A 15,253-nucleotide genomic window follows, 5' to 3' on the forward strand; every position below is an offset into this window, starting at 1 on the left:
CGCCTCAGCCCTTCACGCCGCCGGCGGTCAAACCACTTTTAATAAAACGTTCAGACAGGGCATACATAATGACGACCGGGAGCGCCGTCACCAGCGATGCCGCCATCATTCGGCCCCAGATGTAATCTGGCGTACTGAAGAGCGTGTTCAGCCCAACCGGCAACGTAAAGTTGCTGGAGCTGGACAGGAAAATGGAGGCGAACAGATAGTCATTCCACGCCACCATGAAGCAGTAAACAAAGACCGACACCAGGCCAGAGATCGCCAGCGGCACGGTGATGCGGAAGATAATTTGCAGGCGGTTCAGGCCGTCCATCATGGCGGCTTCTTCAATTTCGTCCGGGATGGTGTCGAAGTAGCTGCGCAGCATAAAGACCGCTGTCGGTAACGTCTGAGTCACCATAGTGACGATCAGCGCCAGCTCGGTGTCATAAATGCCGAGCGCGGTGATGATTTTGAACAGCGGCACCACCAGCAGGATCCCGGAGAACATATAGACGGTGTAAAAGCTCGCATTGATCGTCGTGCGCCCCTTAAAGCGCAGTTTGGACAACGCATAAGCGCCCAGCGTGCCGAGAAACACCGCAATGACCGAGGAGGTCAGCGACACCACCATGCTGTTACGGAAGTAATCCACAAACGGGAAAATCAGCGGGTTAAAAATGTCGACGTAATGCTGAAGCGTCCACTCCTGCGGCAGAATTGTCGGATGCAGCGATATCGCCTCTTTCGCGCTTTTAAACGACGTCATTAACATCACAAAAAACGGAAACAGCGTGATAATCAGAAATACCGCCAGCCCCAGATAAAAACCGATGCGGCCCAGTACGCGTTTATTTGTTGCCATTGAGGTTTACCCTTTTTCTGGTCAGCAGAATGACGGCGAAGATGATCACAAACAGCACAACGGAGATCGCAGCCGCTTTGCCCAGGTCATTGAATGCGAAGGCCGTTTTGTAAAGATACACGCCCAGAATATCGACCTTCGTGGTCAGCAGATAAACATCCGCGAACATGTAGAACATCCAGATGGTTCGCAGCGTGACCACCGTTGCCAGCACCGGCATGATGGCGGGCAGCGTGACGATGCGAAAACGCTGCCAGGCATTGGCGCCATCCATCTCTGCCGCTTCGTACAGTGATTTATCAATGGTCTGCAAAATCGCGAGGAACGAGATAAAGGCATACGGGAAGTAGCGCCAGATGGCGAACAGCACCACCAGCACAAAGCTGCTGCCCGGATTGTCGAACCATAGCGGTGCCTGGTCATAGAGATGCAGCAGGTCAACGCCCAGATAGTTCACAATCCCGTAGCCGTTGTTGAACATGTATTTCCAGGCAAACACCAGGGAAATAGACGGCGTCACGTAGGACAGAATCACCAGCGAACGCGCCGTTTTCCGCATACGGAATTCACGGTTAAAGAAGATCGCCACGGCCAGCCCCAGCCCGGTACTGCCGATCACTACCAGCGCCGTGTACCAGAACGTCATCCACAGGGAGTGCCAGAACGCGGCATCGCCCAAAATGCGAATGTAGTTATCCAGGCCGACGAACGCCGCATCAATACGCGGGTTCAGCGGTAAACGTAAAAAACTGATTTCAATATTGGAAATCATTGGCCAGGCCACCAGGCCCCCCAGCAAAATCAGGCTGGGGGCCAACAGCAGCATGGCGAAAGGCATATCTGAACGACCAGAAAACAACGTCTTCATAATTCCCTTCGCAAAGCGCTCCTATCGTTGTGATATCAGGTCAGTCAGTTTTTTCTGGCTGTTGCTTAACGTCGCATTGAGATCTTTTTGTCCCACCGTCACGTTATGCACCATGGAACTGATAATGCCGGACCCGGTAACGTCTCCCATGCGGGTAAAGTTTTTGTCGCCCACGGCACCAAACACCTGGACGTTCGGGAACTGCGCAATCAGCTCATATGGCAGTTGACCAAAGGCCCTGATCACGTCGTTGTTTTTCCAGGAATCTGTGCCCACCACGAGTTTATTGACCGGTAGCGCGGCGCCCGGAGACATCATGACCCAGTCAGAGGCGTTCTGAGCCTGCTCCATCCAGGTGACAAATTTCTCGGCGGCCTGCGTTTCTTCTTCGGTCTGACCGGTGGTGATGGTCAATGAGGTAATCATGCCGTAGACGGCTGAGGATTTTTCCGTCGGGACCACGAAGCCAAGGTTGGCCGGCGAGCCATCTTTGTAGACCGCAGGCAGGATATAGGTGGAATACACGGCCATAGGCGCAGAGCCGTTCATGAAGGCGTCTTTGATCTCCATGACATCGTTCGAACCCGGCATTGTGGTCGCGGCCAGTGCCTTATAAAATGCCAGCGCTTTCGACATTTCAGGGGTATCGATTTCCACGTTGCCGTTTGCATCAAAGACGTTGGCGCCGCCCGACAAGGCAAACTGCGAGAAGGCCTGCTCGGTCATAACGCTTTCTGCGGTTGGAAGCGCAATACCGTAATGTTTTTTAGCCGGATCGTTGAGTGCCTGACTGGCTTTCAGCAGTTGCTCCCAGTTGTGCGGCTCTTCAATACCCGCGGCTCCGAGCGCATCTTTGTGATACCAGATGCCGGACAGCCAGGCGCTAACCGGCACCCCCGTCCATGCGCTGCCATCTTCCGTGCGAACCACACGTAAAATGCCGTCGTAAAATGTCTCTTCGCCCACCGACTTGATGGCGCGGCCGATGGCGTCACGATCCAGCAGTTGCTCTTTATCCATGACTTTGGCGTAATCATGGCTGATCTCAATCACCTCCGGCAGCGCACCGGTACGGGCCAGCGTAATGACCTTGGTGTTGTAGGCATCTTCTTCAACGGGTACCTGCTTCACCGTAATCGTCGGGTTTTCTTTCTCGAATTTCTCGATCAGTTTCGTTATCACCGCCTGGCGTTCCTGTTCCACCGACGAGTGCATAAACTCAATGGTGACCTGAGATGCTTTATCGTCCTTACAGCCTGATAACAGGGCGCACGAAACCAGTGCTGATAACAGCACAATTTTGGGCATTTTCATTTTAGGGTCCTTTTTAGTTTTCTTTAATCCACATTACCTGCCATGGATTGAGGGTCAGATCCGTACCGCTAATATGTTGTCCTGATAGTAATTCCTTACCAGATAGCGTTTGCTCATAAACGGTCTGCATTTTATTGCTAAAATTAAATAATGCTGTAATACGTTCGCCATTTTCAGCAACGCGGATAATTTTAAGAATTTGTTCACCCACTGCGTCGAAAACAGCCTGACTGTCTGGATGGAATGCACTTTCCCCGCGACGAATAGCGATAAGCTCACTCAAACGAGAATAAATTTGAGAACGAATACTCTTCTTATTATTCAGTTCGCTATCGACCTGCCCCGCCGTGTATTTTTTCCGGTTAATCGCGCGGTTATAGCCAAGGCGTTCAACACCTTCATAATCGTTACGCGAACCAAGAATGCTCTGAATATAAACCGCCGGTACGCCTGGAAAACTTAACAATACAGCATGCGCGAGGATGAACCGGGCAATACGCTCATCATCAGAACTGTCTTGTAAACTTAAGGCATCAAGATAGGTGACATTAATTTCGTAGGGGCTTCGCGTTCCGTCAGGGTTATTTTTCCAGTTGACCAGCGCGCCTTCCTGCTGAAGCTTCTCGACCAGCGAGAGGATCTCTGATTCCGGAAGAATGCCGCGCAGCGGGTTCAAACCGATACCATCATGCGAGGCCAGGAAGTTAAACCAGGTGGTGTGTGTTGAAGGCAGCGCCAGCGACCCCGCCCACTGGCTAAGGGCTTTAACGTCCTGACGATGAACGGCATGCAGCACCAGCGGCGGTAAGGAGAACTGATAGACCATCTGGGCTTCATTTTCACCATCACCGAAGTAAGAGATATTGTCTTTGTGTGGAACATTTGTCTCAGTGATGATCACCGTTCCGGGTGCAACGGCATCCGTAATGGCGCGGAATAACTGGATGAGGCAATGGGTTTGTTCCAGATGGATGCAGCTTGTTCCAGGGATCTTCCACATAAAACCGACCGCATCCAGTCGGATGTAACGCGCCCCTTCTGCAAGGTAATGGAGCAGTACGTCCACCATGGCAATCAGCACCTGCGGCGAGGCAAAGTTGAGGTCGATCTGGTCTTCACTGAATGTGGTCCACAGATGACGAACGCTGCCATCATGCAGCGTAAACGGCGTCAGCAGCGGCAAGGCACGTGGACGCGTCACTGCGGATAAATCGGTTTCGGGGTCGACTGAAATAAAGAAATCTTCATAGCCGGGCTTCTGCGCCAGATAATGAGCAAACCATTCGCTTTTCGCTGACATATGGTTGCAAACGAAGTCAAACATTAAGCTGGCTGACTGTTTTAATTCCGCGACATCCTGCCAGGTACCCGTTTCAGGTGCAACGTTGTGATAATCGATAACGGAAAATCCATCATCTGACGACCACGGATAAAAAGGTAAAAGATGAACATGGGAAAACGTGCGAGAAAGCCATTCATTATAGAACCGGGTAAATACCGGTAATGCTTTCTCCCCTTTCGCGGAGAACTGATCGGCATAGGTAATCAGAACAACGTCTTTTTCATCCCAGCCTGACTTACGCTTTTCCGTAATATTAACCGCCGCCTTTTCAAGCTTCGTTAATAACACGTTCAGGTGTGCATCTGAAAATGATTCACCGTAAATATGATTGATGAGTTTTTTAATTTTTGCGTTCACTTTATTTTCCATGGTAGCGGTCCCACGGACTGGCAATCTACTCCCATGAAAAATATCTGTCAACGCACCTGTGGGCTGAAAAAGGCATTCTCAAAGCAGCGCAACGCAGTAATGTGAGCTGCCGCAAAGAACGAGAAAAAGCAGAGGGGAAATTCATGCCCTCTCTCTGAGCGAGAAAGGGCTTTTGCGCGAGGGATTAGCGTGAAAGGTAGCGGCGGGAAACGCGTTTCGCCAGTTTCTTTAATAGCGGCTCCAGTGCGACCGCCAGCACCATTCTGACCGGCTTACGGGCAACAGACTTGATCGCCCAGCCCGCCACACCCGCCGGACCATAACGTAACGCCGTCATCAGAACCAGTTTACCTGCGATTTTCAGGCCGGGTTTTACCTTCTGACCGGCCTGTTGCCAGTTTTGTTTCATGTGTGTTCTCTCTTAAAGCTGACGAAAACGACTTCTCAGCGTAAAGGTATCGGAGGTGACGTAACGTTCCATCTCGCGCAATCGCTTCTCCCCTGCGCTCAGCTGCTCGTCTACCGCATTGAGGAGATCGCTGCTGGTTGGCGTGTTCTCTGCATCCAGTTCACCGTCCGGCATAGGATCGAGTACAAACGACAGAATGATGTATGCCACCAGAGTAATAAAGGCCAGGCCAAAGAAAATCGACAATACGGTGACCACGCGGACCAGTTTTACCGGGACATCCAGATAGTGTGCCAGCCCGGCGCAAACGCCCCGTACCATGCCCTGCTGTGGAATGCGCCACAATTTTTTATTCAGATTCAGTCCAGCCATTAACGCTCCCTCCAGTTCGGGTGTTCCGCATCCAGGATAGCTTCCAGCGCCTGAATACGTTCGCGCATTTTGTTTGCCTCAGCAGAGAGCTGCGCCAGCCGCTGCTGTTCACTCTGCGACAGCTCACCGCGTGAAGTGCGGTTGCTGTAGTGCAGCCATAACCAGATGGGCAGAACAAACAGCACAAAAATTGTCAGGGGTATTGCCAGAAAAAGCGCGCTCATGTGTACTCCTTGTCTTGCGATGCGGCACGCTCAGGTGCCGCAGGAATTATTATTGATTATCTTGTTTCATTTTGGCTTTCAGCGCAGCCAGCTGCTCGCTAATTTCATCATCGGCTTTCAGGTCAGCAAACTGCTGATCGAGGGTTTTCTGCTTACCGATGCTGTGGCTTTCGGCTTCCGCTTCCATGTGATCGATACGGCGTTCGAACGATTCGAAACGCGCCATCGCTTCATCCAGTTTGCCGCTGTCCAGCTGGCGACGCACGTCGCGGGACGAGCTTGCAGCCTGATGGCGCAGCGCCAGCGCCTGTTGACGCGCACGGGTTTCGCTGAGTTTATTTTCAAGCTCACAGATCTCTTTCTTCATGCGGGTCAGGGTATCATCCACCAGCGTCACTTCATGTTCCAGCGTGGCAACCATCTCGGTCAGCTTCTGCTTCTCAATCAGCGCAGCGCGGGCCAGATCTTCTTTATCTTTGCGCAGCGCCAGTTCAGCTTTTTCCTGCCACTCGTTGAGCTGGGCAGTCGCCTGCTCGATACGACGCGTTAACTGCTTTTTCTCTGCCAGCGCGCGGGCGGAGGTGGAGCGTACTTCAACCAGCGTGTCTTCCATTTCCTGAATCATCAGGCGCACCAGCTTCTGCGGATCTTCCGCTTTCTCCAGCAGCGAGTTGATGTTGGCGTTCACGATGTCGGCAAAACGAGAAAAAATACCCATAATTCAATCCTCATAGTTCTGTTATCGGGCGATGCCCTGCTGTGTAGTAAATACAATTCCCGTGCCAACTTTTTATCTTATTGATTTTACTGAATCTGATTGATATTCACCCAGCCAGAGACTATTCTCACCTGGTGAATATCACTAAGGAGTGGTTAATTTCATCATGGCTGAATACAAAGACAATTTGCTTGGCGAAGCGAACAGCTTCCTGGAAGTGCTTGAACAGGTGTCACGCCTCGCGCCGCTGAATAAACCGGTGCTAATCATCGGGGAACGTGGAACCGGTAAAGAACTCATTGCTAACCGCCTGCACTTTCTGTCTGGCCGCTGGGACGGTCCCTTTATTTCGCTTAACTGCGCGGCACTGAATGAAAATCTGCTCGACACGGAGCTTTTCGGTCATGAAGCCGGCGCCTTTACCGGCGCACAAAAACGCCATCCCGGCCGTTTTGAGCGCGCCGATGGCGGAACGCTTTTCCTCGACGAGCTGGCCACAGCGCCGATGCTGGTGCAGGAAAAGCTGCTGCGCGTCATAGAGTATGGCGAACTGGAACGCGTTGGCGGTAGTCAGCCGCTCCAGGTCAACGTTCGCCTGGTGTGCGCCACTAACGCCGATCTGCCCGCAATGGTGGCAGAGGACAAATTCCGCGCTGACCTGCTGGACAGGCTGGCTTTCGATGTCGTTCAGCTGCCGCCGCTGCGGGAGCGACGTAGCGATATCATGCTGCTGGCCGATCAGTTTGCCATTCAGATGTGCCGGGAACTGGGCCTGCCGCTCTTTCCGGGCTTTAGCGAACAGGCCACCGAGACCCTGCTCGGTTACCACTGGCCGGGAAATATTCGTGAACTCAAAAACGTGGTGGAACGGTCCGTTTACCGTCATGGCAGCAGCGAGTCCGAGCTGGACAACATTATACTCGATCCGTTTCGGCGCGAGGTTCAACAGGCCCCTGCCCCGGCAGTGCGCCAGCAGGGTCCGGCGTTGCCGCTCGATTTACGCCAGTTCCAGCATCAGCAGGAGCAGCAGTTGCTCGAGCAGAGCCTGAAAGAGGCGAAATATAATCAGAAACGGGCGGCTGAACTGCTGGGTCTGACCTACCATCAGTTAAGGGCATTGCTCAAAAAACATCAAATGCGCTGACATTATCAGCACTTACCCCCAGACATTTTTACGAAGCAGGCGTAAGTGCGATACACTTTGCAGATCGAATCTAAAAACCTTAAAAACTATGCGCCTGGTTTTATCGTCCCTGTTTGCACTCGGTCTGTTCAGCAATCTGGCCTTTGCTGCGCCCGATCGCGCTGTGCCCCCTGATATCCGTGAGAGTGGTTTCGTCTATTGCGTCAGCGGACAAGTTGATACCTTTAATCCGCAAAAGGCCGGGAGCGGCCTGATTGTTGATACGCTGGCCGCACAGCTCTACGATCGCCTGCTCGACGTCGATCCTTATACCTATCGGCTGGTTCCGGAGCTTGCCGAAAGCTGGGAAGTGATGGATAACGGGGCAACATACCGCTTCCGTCTACGCGATGATGTTGCTTTTCAGCACACCCCGTGGTTTACGCCAAGCCGCAAGCTCAACGCGGATGACGTGGTTTTCACCTTCCAGCGCATCTTCAACCGCAATCATCCCTGGCATAACGTCAACGGCAGTAACTTCCCCTATTTCGACAGTCTGCAATTCGCGGACACGGTCAAAAGCGTGCGCAAGCTGGATAACCGTACCGTTGAGTTTCGCCTGACGCACCCGGACGCCTCCTTCCTCTGGCACCTGGCGACGCATTACGCCTCCGTCATGTCAGCGGAGTACGCGGATCAGCTGACGAAAAAGGATCGTCAGGAACGCCTCGATCGTGAGCCCGTGGGCACAGGGCCGTTCCAGCTGGCTGAGTACCGCGCCGGACAATACATTCGCCTGCAACGTCACGATAATTTCTGGCGCGGCAAGCCGCTGATGCCGCAGGTTATCGTTGATCTGGGTTCAGGAGGAACTGGCCGCCTCTCCAAGCTGCTGACCGGCGAGTGCGACGTCCTTGCGTGGCCTGCGGCCAGCCAGTTAACGATTTTGCGCGACGACCCTCGCCTGCGCCTGACCCTGCGCCCGGGAATGAACATCGCTTATCTGGCATTTAACACCGATAAGCCGCCGCTGAATAATCCGGCCGTGCGCCATGCGCTGGCGTTAGCGATCAATAATCAGCGTCTGATGCAGTCGATTTACTACGGTACCGCGGAAACCGCCGCCTCGATTCTGCCGCGTGCCTCATGGGCCTATGACGGCGAGGCGAAGATCACGGAATATAATCCGGCCAAAGCGCGCGAACAGCTTAAAGCGCTGGGGGCAGAAAACCTGACGCTACAGCTTTGGGTGCCTACCAGCTCTCAGGCGTGGAACCCCAGCCCGCTGAAAACCGCCGAGCTGTTGCAGGCAGATATGGCGCAGGTGGGCGTTAAGGTGATCATCGTTCCGGTCGAAGGCCGTTTCCAGGAGGCGCGGCTGATGGACATGAACCACGACTTAACGCTGGCTGGCTGGTCTACCGACAGTAACGATCCGGACAGCTTCTTCCGTCCGCTACTGAGCTGTGCAGCGATAAATTCCCAGACCAACTATGCCCACTGGTGTAACCGTGAATTTGATGCCGTGCTGCAAAAAGCGCTGGCGTCCCAGCAGCTTGCGTCACGCATTGAAGCCTACGATGAGGCGCAAAATATTCTGGCCAGAGAGCTTCCCGTATTGCCGCTTGCCTCTTCCCTGCGCCTTCAGGCCTACCGTTACGATATTAAAGGGCTGGTACTTAGCCCGTTTGGTAACGCCTCCTTCGCGGGCGTGACCCGTGAGAAAGAGCAAGAGGTGAAAAAGCCATGATTATCTTTACCTTGCGTCGGCTGCTGTTACTGCTGGTCACCCTGTTCCTACTGACCTTTGTCGGCTTTAGCCTTAGCTACTTTACGCCGCACGCTCCGCTTCAGGGCTCATCCCTCTGGGACGCCTGGCTGTTCTGGTTTAACGGCCTGCTGCACTGGGATTTCGGCGTGTCCAGCATCAACGGACAGCTCATCTCCGAGCAGCTTAAGGTGGTGTTCCCGGCCACCATGGAGCTGTGTATACTCGCCTTCGGCTTTGCCCTTATGGTGGGGATCCCGGTGGGGATGCTGGCGGGAATTTATCGCAATAAATGGCAGGATAAATTCATCAGCGCGCTTGCCTTAATTGGCTTCTCTATCCCAGTCTTCTGGCTGGCGCTGCTGCTAACCCTCTTCTTCTCATTGACGCTGGGCTGGTTGCCGGTGTCGGGGCGTTTTGATCTGCTGTATAACGTGCATACGGTGAGCGGCTTCGCCATCGTTGACGCCTGGCTTTCTGATTCGGTCTGGCGCGACGAAATGATCGTAAGCGCGTTGCGCCACATGGTGCTGCCGGTGCTCACGCTGGCCGTCGCGCCCACCACCGAAGTGATCCGCCTGATGCGTATCAGCACCATCGAAGTCTTCGAGCGAAACTATGTTAAAGCCGCGGCCACGCGCGGACTGTCTCGTCTGACGATTTTGCGCCGCCACGTGCTGCACAATGCATTGCCGCCGGTGATCCCCCGTCTTGGGCTGCAATTCTCAACCATGCTGACGCTGGCGATGATCACCGAGATGGTCTTCAGCTGGCCGGGCCTTGGGCGCTGGATGATCAACGCGATTCGCCAGCAGGACTATGCGGCTATCTCCGCCGGCGTGATGGTGATTGGCTCACTGGTTATTATTGTTAACGTTGTTTCCGATATTTTGGGTGCCATGGCCAACCCGTTGAAGCATAAGGAATGGTATGCCTTACGATAACGTCTACAGCGAAAAGCGCACGCCCGGTGCGCTACGTACCGTGTGGCGTAATTTTTACGGCGACACCACGGCAATGATCGGCTTTTACGGCTGCATTGGCCTCGTGTTGCTGTGCGTTTTGGGTTCGTGGTTTGCGCCGTATGGCATCGATCAGCAGTTCCTTGGCTACCAGCTTTTACCGCCGTCATGGTCGCGCTACGGGGAGGTTTCTTTCTTCCTCGGTACTGACGATCTCGGACGCGACGTGCTAAGCCGTCTGCTGAGCGGCGCGGCCCCTACGGTGGGCGGCGCATTTGTGGTGACGCTTGCCGCGGCGATCTGCGGCCTGGCGCTGGGTATTTTTGCCGGATCAACCCACGGGCTGCGCTCAGCCGTGCTTAACCATATTCTGGATACCCTGCTCTCTATTCCTTCGCTGCTGCTGGCGATAATCGTCGTGGCCTTCGCGGGGCCGCACCTAACGCATGCGATGTTTGCCGTCTGGCTGGCGATTCTGCCGCGTATGGTGCGCTCGGTTTACAGCCTGGTTCATGACGAACTGGAGAAAGAGTATGTCGTCGCCGCCCGTCTGGACGGTGCCACCACGTTCAATATTCTGTGGTTTGCCGTGCTGCCTAATATTGCCGCCGGGCTGGTGACGGAGATCACCCGCGCCCTGTCGATGGCGATTCTGGATATCGCGGCGCTGGGCTTCCTTGACCTTGGCGCGCAGCTCCCTTCTCCGGAATGGGGCGCTATGCTCGGCGATGCGCTGGAGCTGATTTACGTTGCGCCGTGGACGGTCATGCTGCCGGGCGCGGCCATTATGGTGAGCGTTCTGCTTATCAATCTGCTGGGCGACGGGATCCGCCGCGCAATCAATGCGGGGGTGCAATAATGCCGTTACTTGATATCCGTAACCTCACCATCGAAATCAAAACGGGTGAAGGCTGGGTTAAAGCCGTGGATCGCATCAGCATTACCCTTGCAGAAGGCGAAATCCGCGGTCTGGTGGGCGAATCGGGTTCAGGTAAAAGCCTGATCGCCAAAGCCATTTGCGGCGTGTCGAAAGACAACTGGCGCGTCACCGCCGACCGTATGCGCTTCGACGACATCGATCTGTTGCGTCTCTCCCCGCGAGAACGCCGCAAGCTGGTGGGCCATAACGTCTCGATGATTTTCCAGGAGCCGCAATCCTGTCTTGACCCGTCCGAGCGCGTGGGCAAACAGCTGATGCAGAATATTCCCGGCTGGACCTATAAAGGCCGCTGGTGGCAGCGTTTCGGCTGGCGTAAGCGCCGTGCCGTTGAGCTATTGCACCGCGTCGGGATCAAAGATCATAAAGACGCAATGCGCAGCTTTCCGTATGAGCTGACCGACGGTGAATGCCAGAAAGTGATGATAGCTATCGCCCTGGCCAATCAGCCGCGTCTGCTGATTGCGGATGAACCCACGAACGCGATGGAGCCAACGACCCAGGCGCAGATTTTCCGCCTTCTTACGCGTCTGAATCAGAATAACAACACCACCATTTTGCTGATCAGCCATGACCTGCAAATGCTCAGCAAGTGGGCGGATAAAATTGACGTGATGTACTGTGGACAAACGGTAGAAACCGCGCCAAGTGAAGACCTGGTGACGACGCCGCATCATCCCTACACGCAGGCGCTGATTCGGGCGATCCCTGACTTTGGCAGCGCGATGCCGCACAAGAGCCGTCTGAATACCCTGCCCGGCGCGATCCCCCTGCTGGAGTCGCTGCCCATTGGCTGCCGTTTGGGTCCGCGTTGCCCGTATGCTCAGCGTAAATGTATTGAAACACCGCGCCTGACAGGGCCGAAAAACCATCTGTTTGCCTGTCATTTCCCGCTGAACATGGAGAGAGAGTGAAATGGTCGAAACCTTACTGGAAGTGCGTAACCTGAGTAAGACCTTTCGCTATCGTACAGGCCTGTTTCACCGTCAGACCGTCGAGGCGGTTAAACCGCTAAGCTTCACGCTGCGCGAAAAGCAAACGCTGGCGATTATCGGTGAAAATGGTTCGGGCAAATCGACCCTCGCAAAAATGCTCGCGGGCATGGTAGAGCCGAGTGGCGGTGAAATACTGATTGACGATCATCCTCTGGAATTTGGTGACTACTCTTTCCGCAGTCAGCGCATCCGGATGATATTTCAGGATCCGTCGACGTCCCTCAACCCGCGCCAGCGTATTTCCCAGATCCTGGACTTCCCGCTGCGGTTGAATACCGACCTGGAGCCGGAAGCGCGTCGCAAACGGATTGTCGAAACACTGCGTCTGGTAGGACTCCTGCCCGACCACGTGAGCTATTACCCCCACATGCTGGCTCCGGGCCAAAAGCAGCGTCTCGGTCTGGCCCGCGCGCTGATCCTGCGCCCGAAGGTGATTATCGCCGACGAAGCGCTGGCGTCGCTGGATATGTCGATGCGTTCGCAACTCATTAACCTGATGCTGGAGCTACAGGAAAAGCAGGGGATCTCGTATATCTACGTGACCCAGCACTTGGGCATGATGAAGCACATCAGCGATCAGGTGCTGGTGATGCACCAGGGTGAAGTGGTTGAGCGCGGCAGTACCGCTGACGTGCTGGCCTCCCCGCTCCACGACCTGACAAAACGCCTGATTGCCGGACACTTTGGTGAAGCGTTGACGGCGGACGCGTGGCGGAAAGATCGTTAGCCGTTGCGTAACCCGCTTGCCAGCAGAGTAAACACCTCAATAGCATGCGGCAGCGTCTTCTGCGGCTCATCGCTCGCGGCAATCATCAGGGCAGCATTCAGCGCAGCGCCGTTTAGCAAATGGGCTGCGACTTTTGCATCCATTTTTTTAAGCACGTTGCGTTCGATTAATGTTTCGATGGTCTGGCGGGTGGACTCAAGACAGCTGTTCTGGCTGGGCCATTGCGCCGGATCGCCCAGTACGGCCGGGCCGTCAAGCAGCACGATGCGCTGAACTTCCGGAACGAGCGCCATGTTGATGTAGGCGATACCTTCCGCCAGAAGGCGCTCCCAGTCATCGTCTGCGGCTGCGGCAATGGCTTTCGCGTTGGCCGCCATTTCGCTGTCTATCTGCGCGACTACCGCCGCCAGTAATCCTTTCTTATCGGTAAAATTATGATACAGCGCGCCGCGCGTTAACCCCACGCTTGCCGTCAGTTCATCCATCGACGCTGCGGCATAGCCTTTTTCAGCAAAAGCCTTCCGCGCCGCCTGAATCATTTTTTCGCGATTTTCCTGAGCCGTTTCAGCACGACGTTTCGTAGCCATAGAACTTCCTATAAAAGCGGTATTTTTAATTTGACATACGCGGCGTATGTGAATTACCTTTTTTCACATACATCGCGTATGTTACTTCTCTTAAGTAACCACAACAACACCTCTGACAGAAAAGGAAATACCATGCCTCCACGTAATCCTGTCTTCCCTGCCAATCGACATGCCCTTTATGAGGAGCATGGCTATTCGGCTGCCATTCGCTCTGGCGATCTGTTATTTGTTTCCGGTCAGGTCGGCAGCCGCAGCGATGGCACGCCTGAACCTGACTTCGCCGCTCAGGTGCAGCTCGCATTCGATAATTTACAGGCGACTCTGGCCGCCGCAGGATGCACGTTTGACGATCTGATTGATGTCACGACGTTTCATACCGATCCGGAAAATCAGTTCCCCGTCATCATGGAGGCGAAAAAACGGGCGTTTCCGCAGCCTCCTTACCCCAACTGGACGGCTATCGGCGTTAACTGGCTGGCCGGATTTGATTTTGAAATTAAGGTTATTGCCCGAATCCCCTCGCCAGCGAATGAATATCCGCCCCTGTAAGCGTGAAGGCCAGCTTCTGGTTGGATGAGGCGAACCCAGCCCCCGGTGATATACTGCTGGAATACGCACGAAACAGCCTGATGAAGCGTCAGTTCAACGTCTTCCATGAGCCCAGTCAACGCCCTGAAGCGAGAAATATCGTGACACAAGGGGCTGTGAGTGGGCTATAATTTCGAGCTAATTTCGAATGATTTTGAAATACTGCCTGTAACGCTATGAATTACAAGGCAAAATAAGCAATGAATATAAGGATTAAAGCTATGGGTTTTCTTTCCGGTAAGCGCATTCTGGTGACTGGCGTTGCCAGCAAACTGTCCATCGCATACGGCATCGCACAGGCTATGCATCGCGAAGGCGCTGAGCTGGCGTTCACCTACCAGAACGACAAGCTGAAAGGCCGTGTTGAAGAATTTGCCGCGCAGCTGGGTTCCAGCATTGTTCTGGAATGTGACGTTGCACAAGACGAAAGCATTGATGGCATGTTTGCTGAACTGGCAAAAGCATGGCCGAAATTCGACGGTTTCGTTCACTCCATCGGCTTCGCTCCTGGCGACCAGCTGGACGGCGACTACGTGAACGCGGTTACCCGTGATGGCTTCAAAATCGCGCACGACATCAGCTCTTACAGCTTTGTTGCGATGGCAAAATCTTGCCGCGCAATGCTGAACCCGGGCGCAGCCCTGCTGACCCTGTCCTACCTGGGCGCAGAACGTGCTATCCCTAACTACAACGTGATGGGTCTGGCGAAAGCGTCTCTGGAAGCCAACGTACGCTACATGGCGAACGCAATGGGTCCTGAAGGCGTGCGTGTTAACGCCATTTCTGCGGGTCCAATCCGTACCCTGGCCGCTTCCGGCATCAAAGATTTCCGTAAAATGCTGGCACACTGCGAAGCGGTTACCCCGATTCGTCGTACCGTTACCATTGAAGATGTGGGTAACTCTGCGGCATTCCTGTGCTCTGACCTTTCCGCGGGTATCTCCGGCGAAGTGGTTCACGTTGACGGCGGCTTCAACATCGCTGCAATGAACGAGCTGGAAATCAAATAAGCCTGTTACTCTCTTCCCGCCTGGGAAGAGAGTTTTCTCCTCTCCCCGCACGTCGTTATTCCGTTCTGCTATTTGTTATCACCTAACAATATT

At 54.3% G+C, this 15,253-nt stretch carries 17 protein-coding genes; 8 read left to right on the forward strand and 9 right to left on the reverse strand.

From position 1 onward, the window contains the following. Positions 1-4: 4 nt before the first annotated feature. From N5C09_RS01525 to pspA, 8 genes are all read right to left on the reverse strand, one after another. Positions 5-847, reverse strand: coding sequence for a carbohydrate ABC transporter permease (locus N5C09_RS01525; protein ID WP_063866579.1), 843 nt, complete (start codon positions 845-847; stop codon positions 5-7). Continuing rightward, complete coding sequence (locus N5C09_RS01530; protein ID WP_102750156.1) at positions 834-1,715, reverse strand: sugar ABC transporter permease; 882 nt, start codon at positions 1,713-1,715, stop codon at positions 834-836. The genes N5C09_RS01525 and N5C09_RS01530 overlap by 14 nt, the downstream gene beginning before the upstream one ends. Before the next feature lie 21 nt (positions 1,716-1,736). Further along, positions 1,737-3,029, reverse strand: a complete 1,293-nt coding sequence (locus tag N5C09_RS01535) for an ABC transporter substrate-binding protein (protein WP_279748315.1) — start codon at positions 3,027-3,029, stop codon at positions 1,737-1,739. A 13-nt stretch (positions 3,030-3,042) separates the two neighbouring features. Beyond that, on the reverse strand, positions 3,043-4,740 hold the full coding sequence (locus N5C09_RS01540; protein ID WP_279748316.1) for a sugar phosphorylase: 1,698 nt from the start codon (positions 4,738-4,740) through the stop codon (positions 3,043-3,045). Positions 4,741-4,924: 184 nt separating this feature from the next. Further along, the gene (pspD, locus tag N5C09_RS01545; RefSeq protein WP_063866575.1) at positions 4,925-5,149 is read right to left on the reverse strand and encodes a phage shock protein PspD; all 225 of its coding nucleotides are present in this window, start codon (positions 5,147-5,149) and stop codon (positions 4,925-4,927) included. 12 nt (positions 5,150-5,161) lie between these two features. Then, a complete protein-coding gene (pspC, locus tag N5C09_RS01550) occupies positions 5,162-5,521 on the reverse strand; it encodes an envelope stress response membrane protein PspC (RefSeq protein WP_063452295.1) in 360 nt (119 codons plus the stop codon). After that, a complete protein-coding gene (gene pspB / locus N5C09_RS01555) occupies positions 5,521-5,745 on the reverse strand; it encodes an envelope stress response membrane protein PspB (RefSeq protein ID WP_063452294.1) in 225 nt (74 codons plus the stop codon). Before pspB ends, pspC begins: the two co-directional genes overlap by 1 nt. Positions 5,746-5,794: 49 nt before the next feature. Beyond that, positions 5,795-6,463: a phage shock protein PspA gene (pspA, locus tag N5C09_RS01560; RefSeq protein ID WP_279748317.1), complete on the reverse strand. Its 669-nt coding sequence runs from the start codon at positions 6,461-6,463 to the stop codon at positions 5,795-5,797. 166 nt (positions 6,464-6,629) lie between these two features. Here pspA and pspF point away from each other — a divergent pair, with 166 nt between their 5' ends. The 6 genes from pspF (at position 6,630) to sapF (ending at position 12,975) form a co-directional block, all read left to right on the forward strand. Beyond that, complete coding sequence (gene pspF / locus N5C09_RS01565; RefSeq protein ID WP_279748318.1) at positions 6,630-7,607, forward strand: phage shock protein operon transcriptional activator; 978 nt, start codon at positions 6,630-6,632, stop codon at positions 7,605-7,607. A gap of 88 nt (positions 7,608-7,695) precedes the next feature. Next, positions 7,696-9,336 carry an ABC transporter substrate-binding protein SapA gene (gene sapA / locus N5C09_RS01570; RefSeq protein ID WP_193032774.1) on the forward strand — a complete coding sequence of 547 codons (1,641 nt, stop codon included), beginning with the start codon at positions 7,696-7,698 and terminating at the stop codon, positions 9,334-9,336. Next, positions 9,333-10,298, forward strand: a complete 966-nt coding sequence (sapB, locus tag N5C09_RS01575) for a putrescine export ABC transporter permease SapB (RefSeq protein ID WP_279748319.1) — start codon at positions 9,333-9,335, stop codon at positions 10,296-10,298. Before sapA ends, sapB begins: the two co-directional genes overlap by 4 nt. Further along, entirely contained in the window at positions 10,285-11,175 is an 891-nt protein-coding gene (sapC, locus tag N5C09_RS01580; protein WP_063452289.1) for a putrescine export ABC transporter permease SapC, read from the forward strand. The genes sapB and sapC overlap by 14 nt, the downstream gene beginning before the upstream one ends. After that, positions 11,175-12,167, forward strand: a complete 993-nt coding sequence (gene sapD, locus N5C09_RS01585) for a putrescine export ABC transporter ATP-binding protein SapD (RefSeq protein WP_063866571.1) — start codon at positions 11,175-11,177, stop codon at positions 12,165-12,167. Before sapC ends, sapD begins: the two co-directional genes overlap by 1 nt. Before the next feature lies 1 nt (position 12,168). Next, positions 12,169-12,975: a putrescine export ABC transporter ATP-binding protein SapF gene (sapF, locus tag N5C09_RS01590; protein ID WP_003856838.1), complete on the forward strand. Its 807-nt coding sequence runs from the start codon at positions 12,169-12,171 to the stop codon at positions 12,973-12,975. On the opposite strand, the gene N5C09_RS01595 is transcribed toward sapF, so the two are convergent. Beyond that, positions 12,972-13,562, reverse strand: coding sequence for a TetR/AcrR family transcriptional regulator (locus N5C09_RS01595; RefSeq protein ID WP_279748320.1), 591 nt, complete (start codon positions 13,560-13,562; stop codon positions 12,972-12,974). The two genes, sapF and N5C09_RS01595, sit on opposite strands and share 4 nt — an antisense overlap. 132 nt (positions 13,563-13,694) lie before the next feature. On the opposite strand from N5C09_RS01595, the gene N5C09_RS01600 reads away from it, so the two are divergent. Together N5C09_RS01600 and fabI are read left to right on the forward strand one after the other, a co-directional pair. Beyond that, on the forward strand, positions 13,695-14,111 hold the full coding sequence (locus N5C09_RS01600) for a RidA family protein (RefSeq protein WP_279748321.1): 417 nt from the start codon (positions 13,695-13,697) through the stop codon (positions 14,109-14,111). Between the two features lie 260 nt (positions 14,112-14,371). Then, entirely contained in the window at positions 14,372-15,160 is a 789-nt protein-coding gene (fabI, locus tag N5C09_RS01605) for an enoyl-ACP reductase FabI (protein ID WP_003856831.1), read from the forward strand. Positions 15,161-15,253: the final 93 nt, after the last annotated feature.

The organism is Enterobacter sp. GD03975 (assembly GCF_029838645.1).
In the GTDB taxonomy this organism is placed as follows: Bacteria; Pseudomonadota; Gammaproteobacteria; order Enterobacterales; family Enterobacteriaceae; genus Enterobacter; species Enterobacter quasihormaechei.

What these genes read in the sequence shown, in the direction of transcription:
- N5C09_RS01525 (WP_063866579.1), bottom strand. Translation starts at nt 847, where the DNA reads ATGGCAACAAATAAACGCGTACTGGGCCGCATCGGTTTTTATCTGGGG.
- N5C09_RS01530 (WP_102750156.1), bottom strand. Translation starts at nt 1,715, where the DNA reads ATGAAGACGTTGTTTTCTGGTCGTTCAGATATGCCTTTCGCCATGCTG.
- N5C09_RS01535 (WP_279748315.1), bottom strand. Translation starts at nt 3,029, where the DNA reads ATGAAAATGCCCAAAATTGTGCTGTTATCAGCACTGGTTTCGTGCGCC.
- N5C09_RS01540 (WP_279748316.1), bottom strand. Translation starts at nt 4,740, where the DNA reads ATGGAAAATAAAGTGAACGCAAAAATTAAAAAACTCATCAATCATATT.
- pspD (WP_063866575.1), bottom strand. Translation starts at nt 5,149, where the DNA reads ATGAAACAAAACTGGCAACAGGCCGGTCAGAAGGTAAAACCCGGCCTG.
- pspC (WP_063452295.1), bottom strand. Translation starts at nt 5,521, where the DNA reads ATGGCTGGACTGAATCTGAATAAAAAATTGTGGCGCATTCCACAGCAG.
- pspB (WP_063452294.1), bottom strand. Translation starts at nt 5,745, where the DNA reads ATGAGCGCGCTTTTTCTGGCAATACCCCTGACAATTTTTGTGCTGTTT.
- pspA (WP_279748317.1), bottom strand. Translation starts at nt 6,463, where the DNA reads ATGGGTATTTTTTCTCGTTTTGCCGACATCGTGAACGCCAACATCAAC.
- pspF (WP_279748318.1), top strand. Translation starts at nt 6,630, where the DNA reads ATGGCTGAATACAAAGACAATTTGCTTGGCGAAGCGAACAGCTTCCTG.
- sapA (WP_193032774.1), top strand. Translation starts at nt 7,696, where the DNA reads ATGCGCCTGGTTTTATCGTCCCTGTTTGCACTCGGTCTGTTCAGCAAT.
- sapB (WP_279748319.1), top strand. Translation starts at nt 9,333, where the DNA reads ATGATTATCTTTACCTTGCGTCGGCTGCTGTTACTGCTGGTCACCCTG.
- sapC (WP_063452289.1), top strand. Translation starts at nt 10,285, where the DNA reads ATGCCTTACGATAACGTCTACAGCGAAAAGCGCACGCCCGGTGCGCTA.
- sapD (WP_063866571.1), top strand. Translation starts at nt 11,175, where the DNA reads ATGCCGTTACTTGATATCCGTAACCTCACCATCGAAATCAAAACGGGT.
- sapF (WP_003856838.1), top strand. Translation starts at nt 12,169, where the DNA reads ATGGTCGAAACCTTACTGGAAGTGCGTAACCTGAGTAAGACCTTTCGC.
- N5C09_RS01595 (WP_279748320.1), bottom strand. Translation starts at nt 13,562, where the DNA reads ATGGCTACGAAACGTCGTGCTGAAACGGCTCAGGAAAATCGCGAAAAA.
- N5C09_RS01600 (WP_279748321.1), top strand. Translation starts at nt 13,695, where the DNA reads ATGCCTCCACGTAATCCTGTCTTCCCTGCCAATCGACATGCCCTTTAT.
- fabI (WP_003856831.1), top strand. Translation starts at nt 14,372, where the DNA reads ATGGGTTTTCTTTCCGGTAAGCGCATTCTGGTGACTGGCGTTGCCAGC.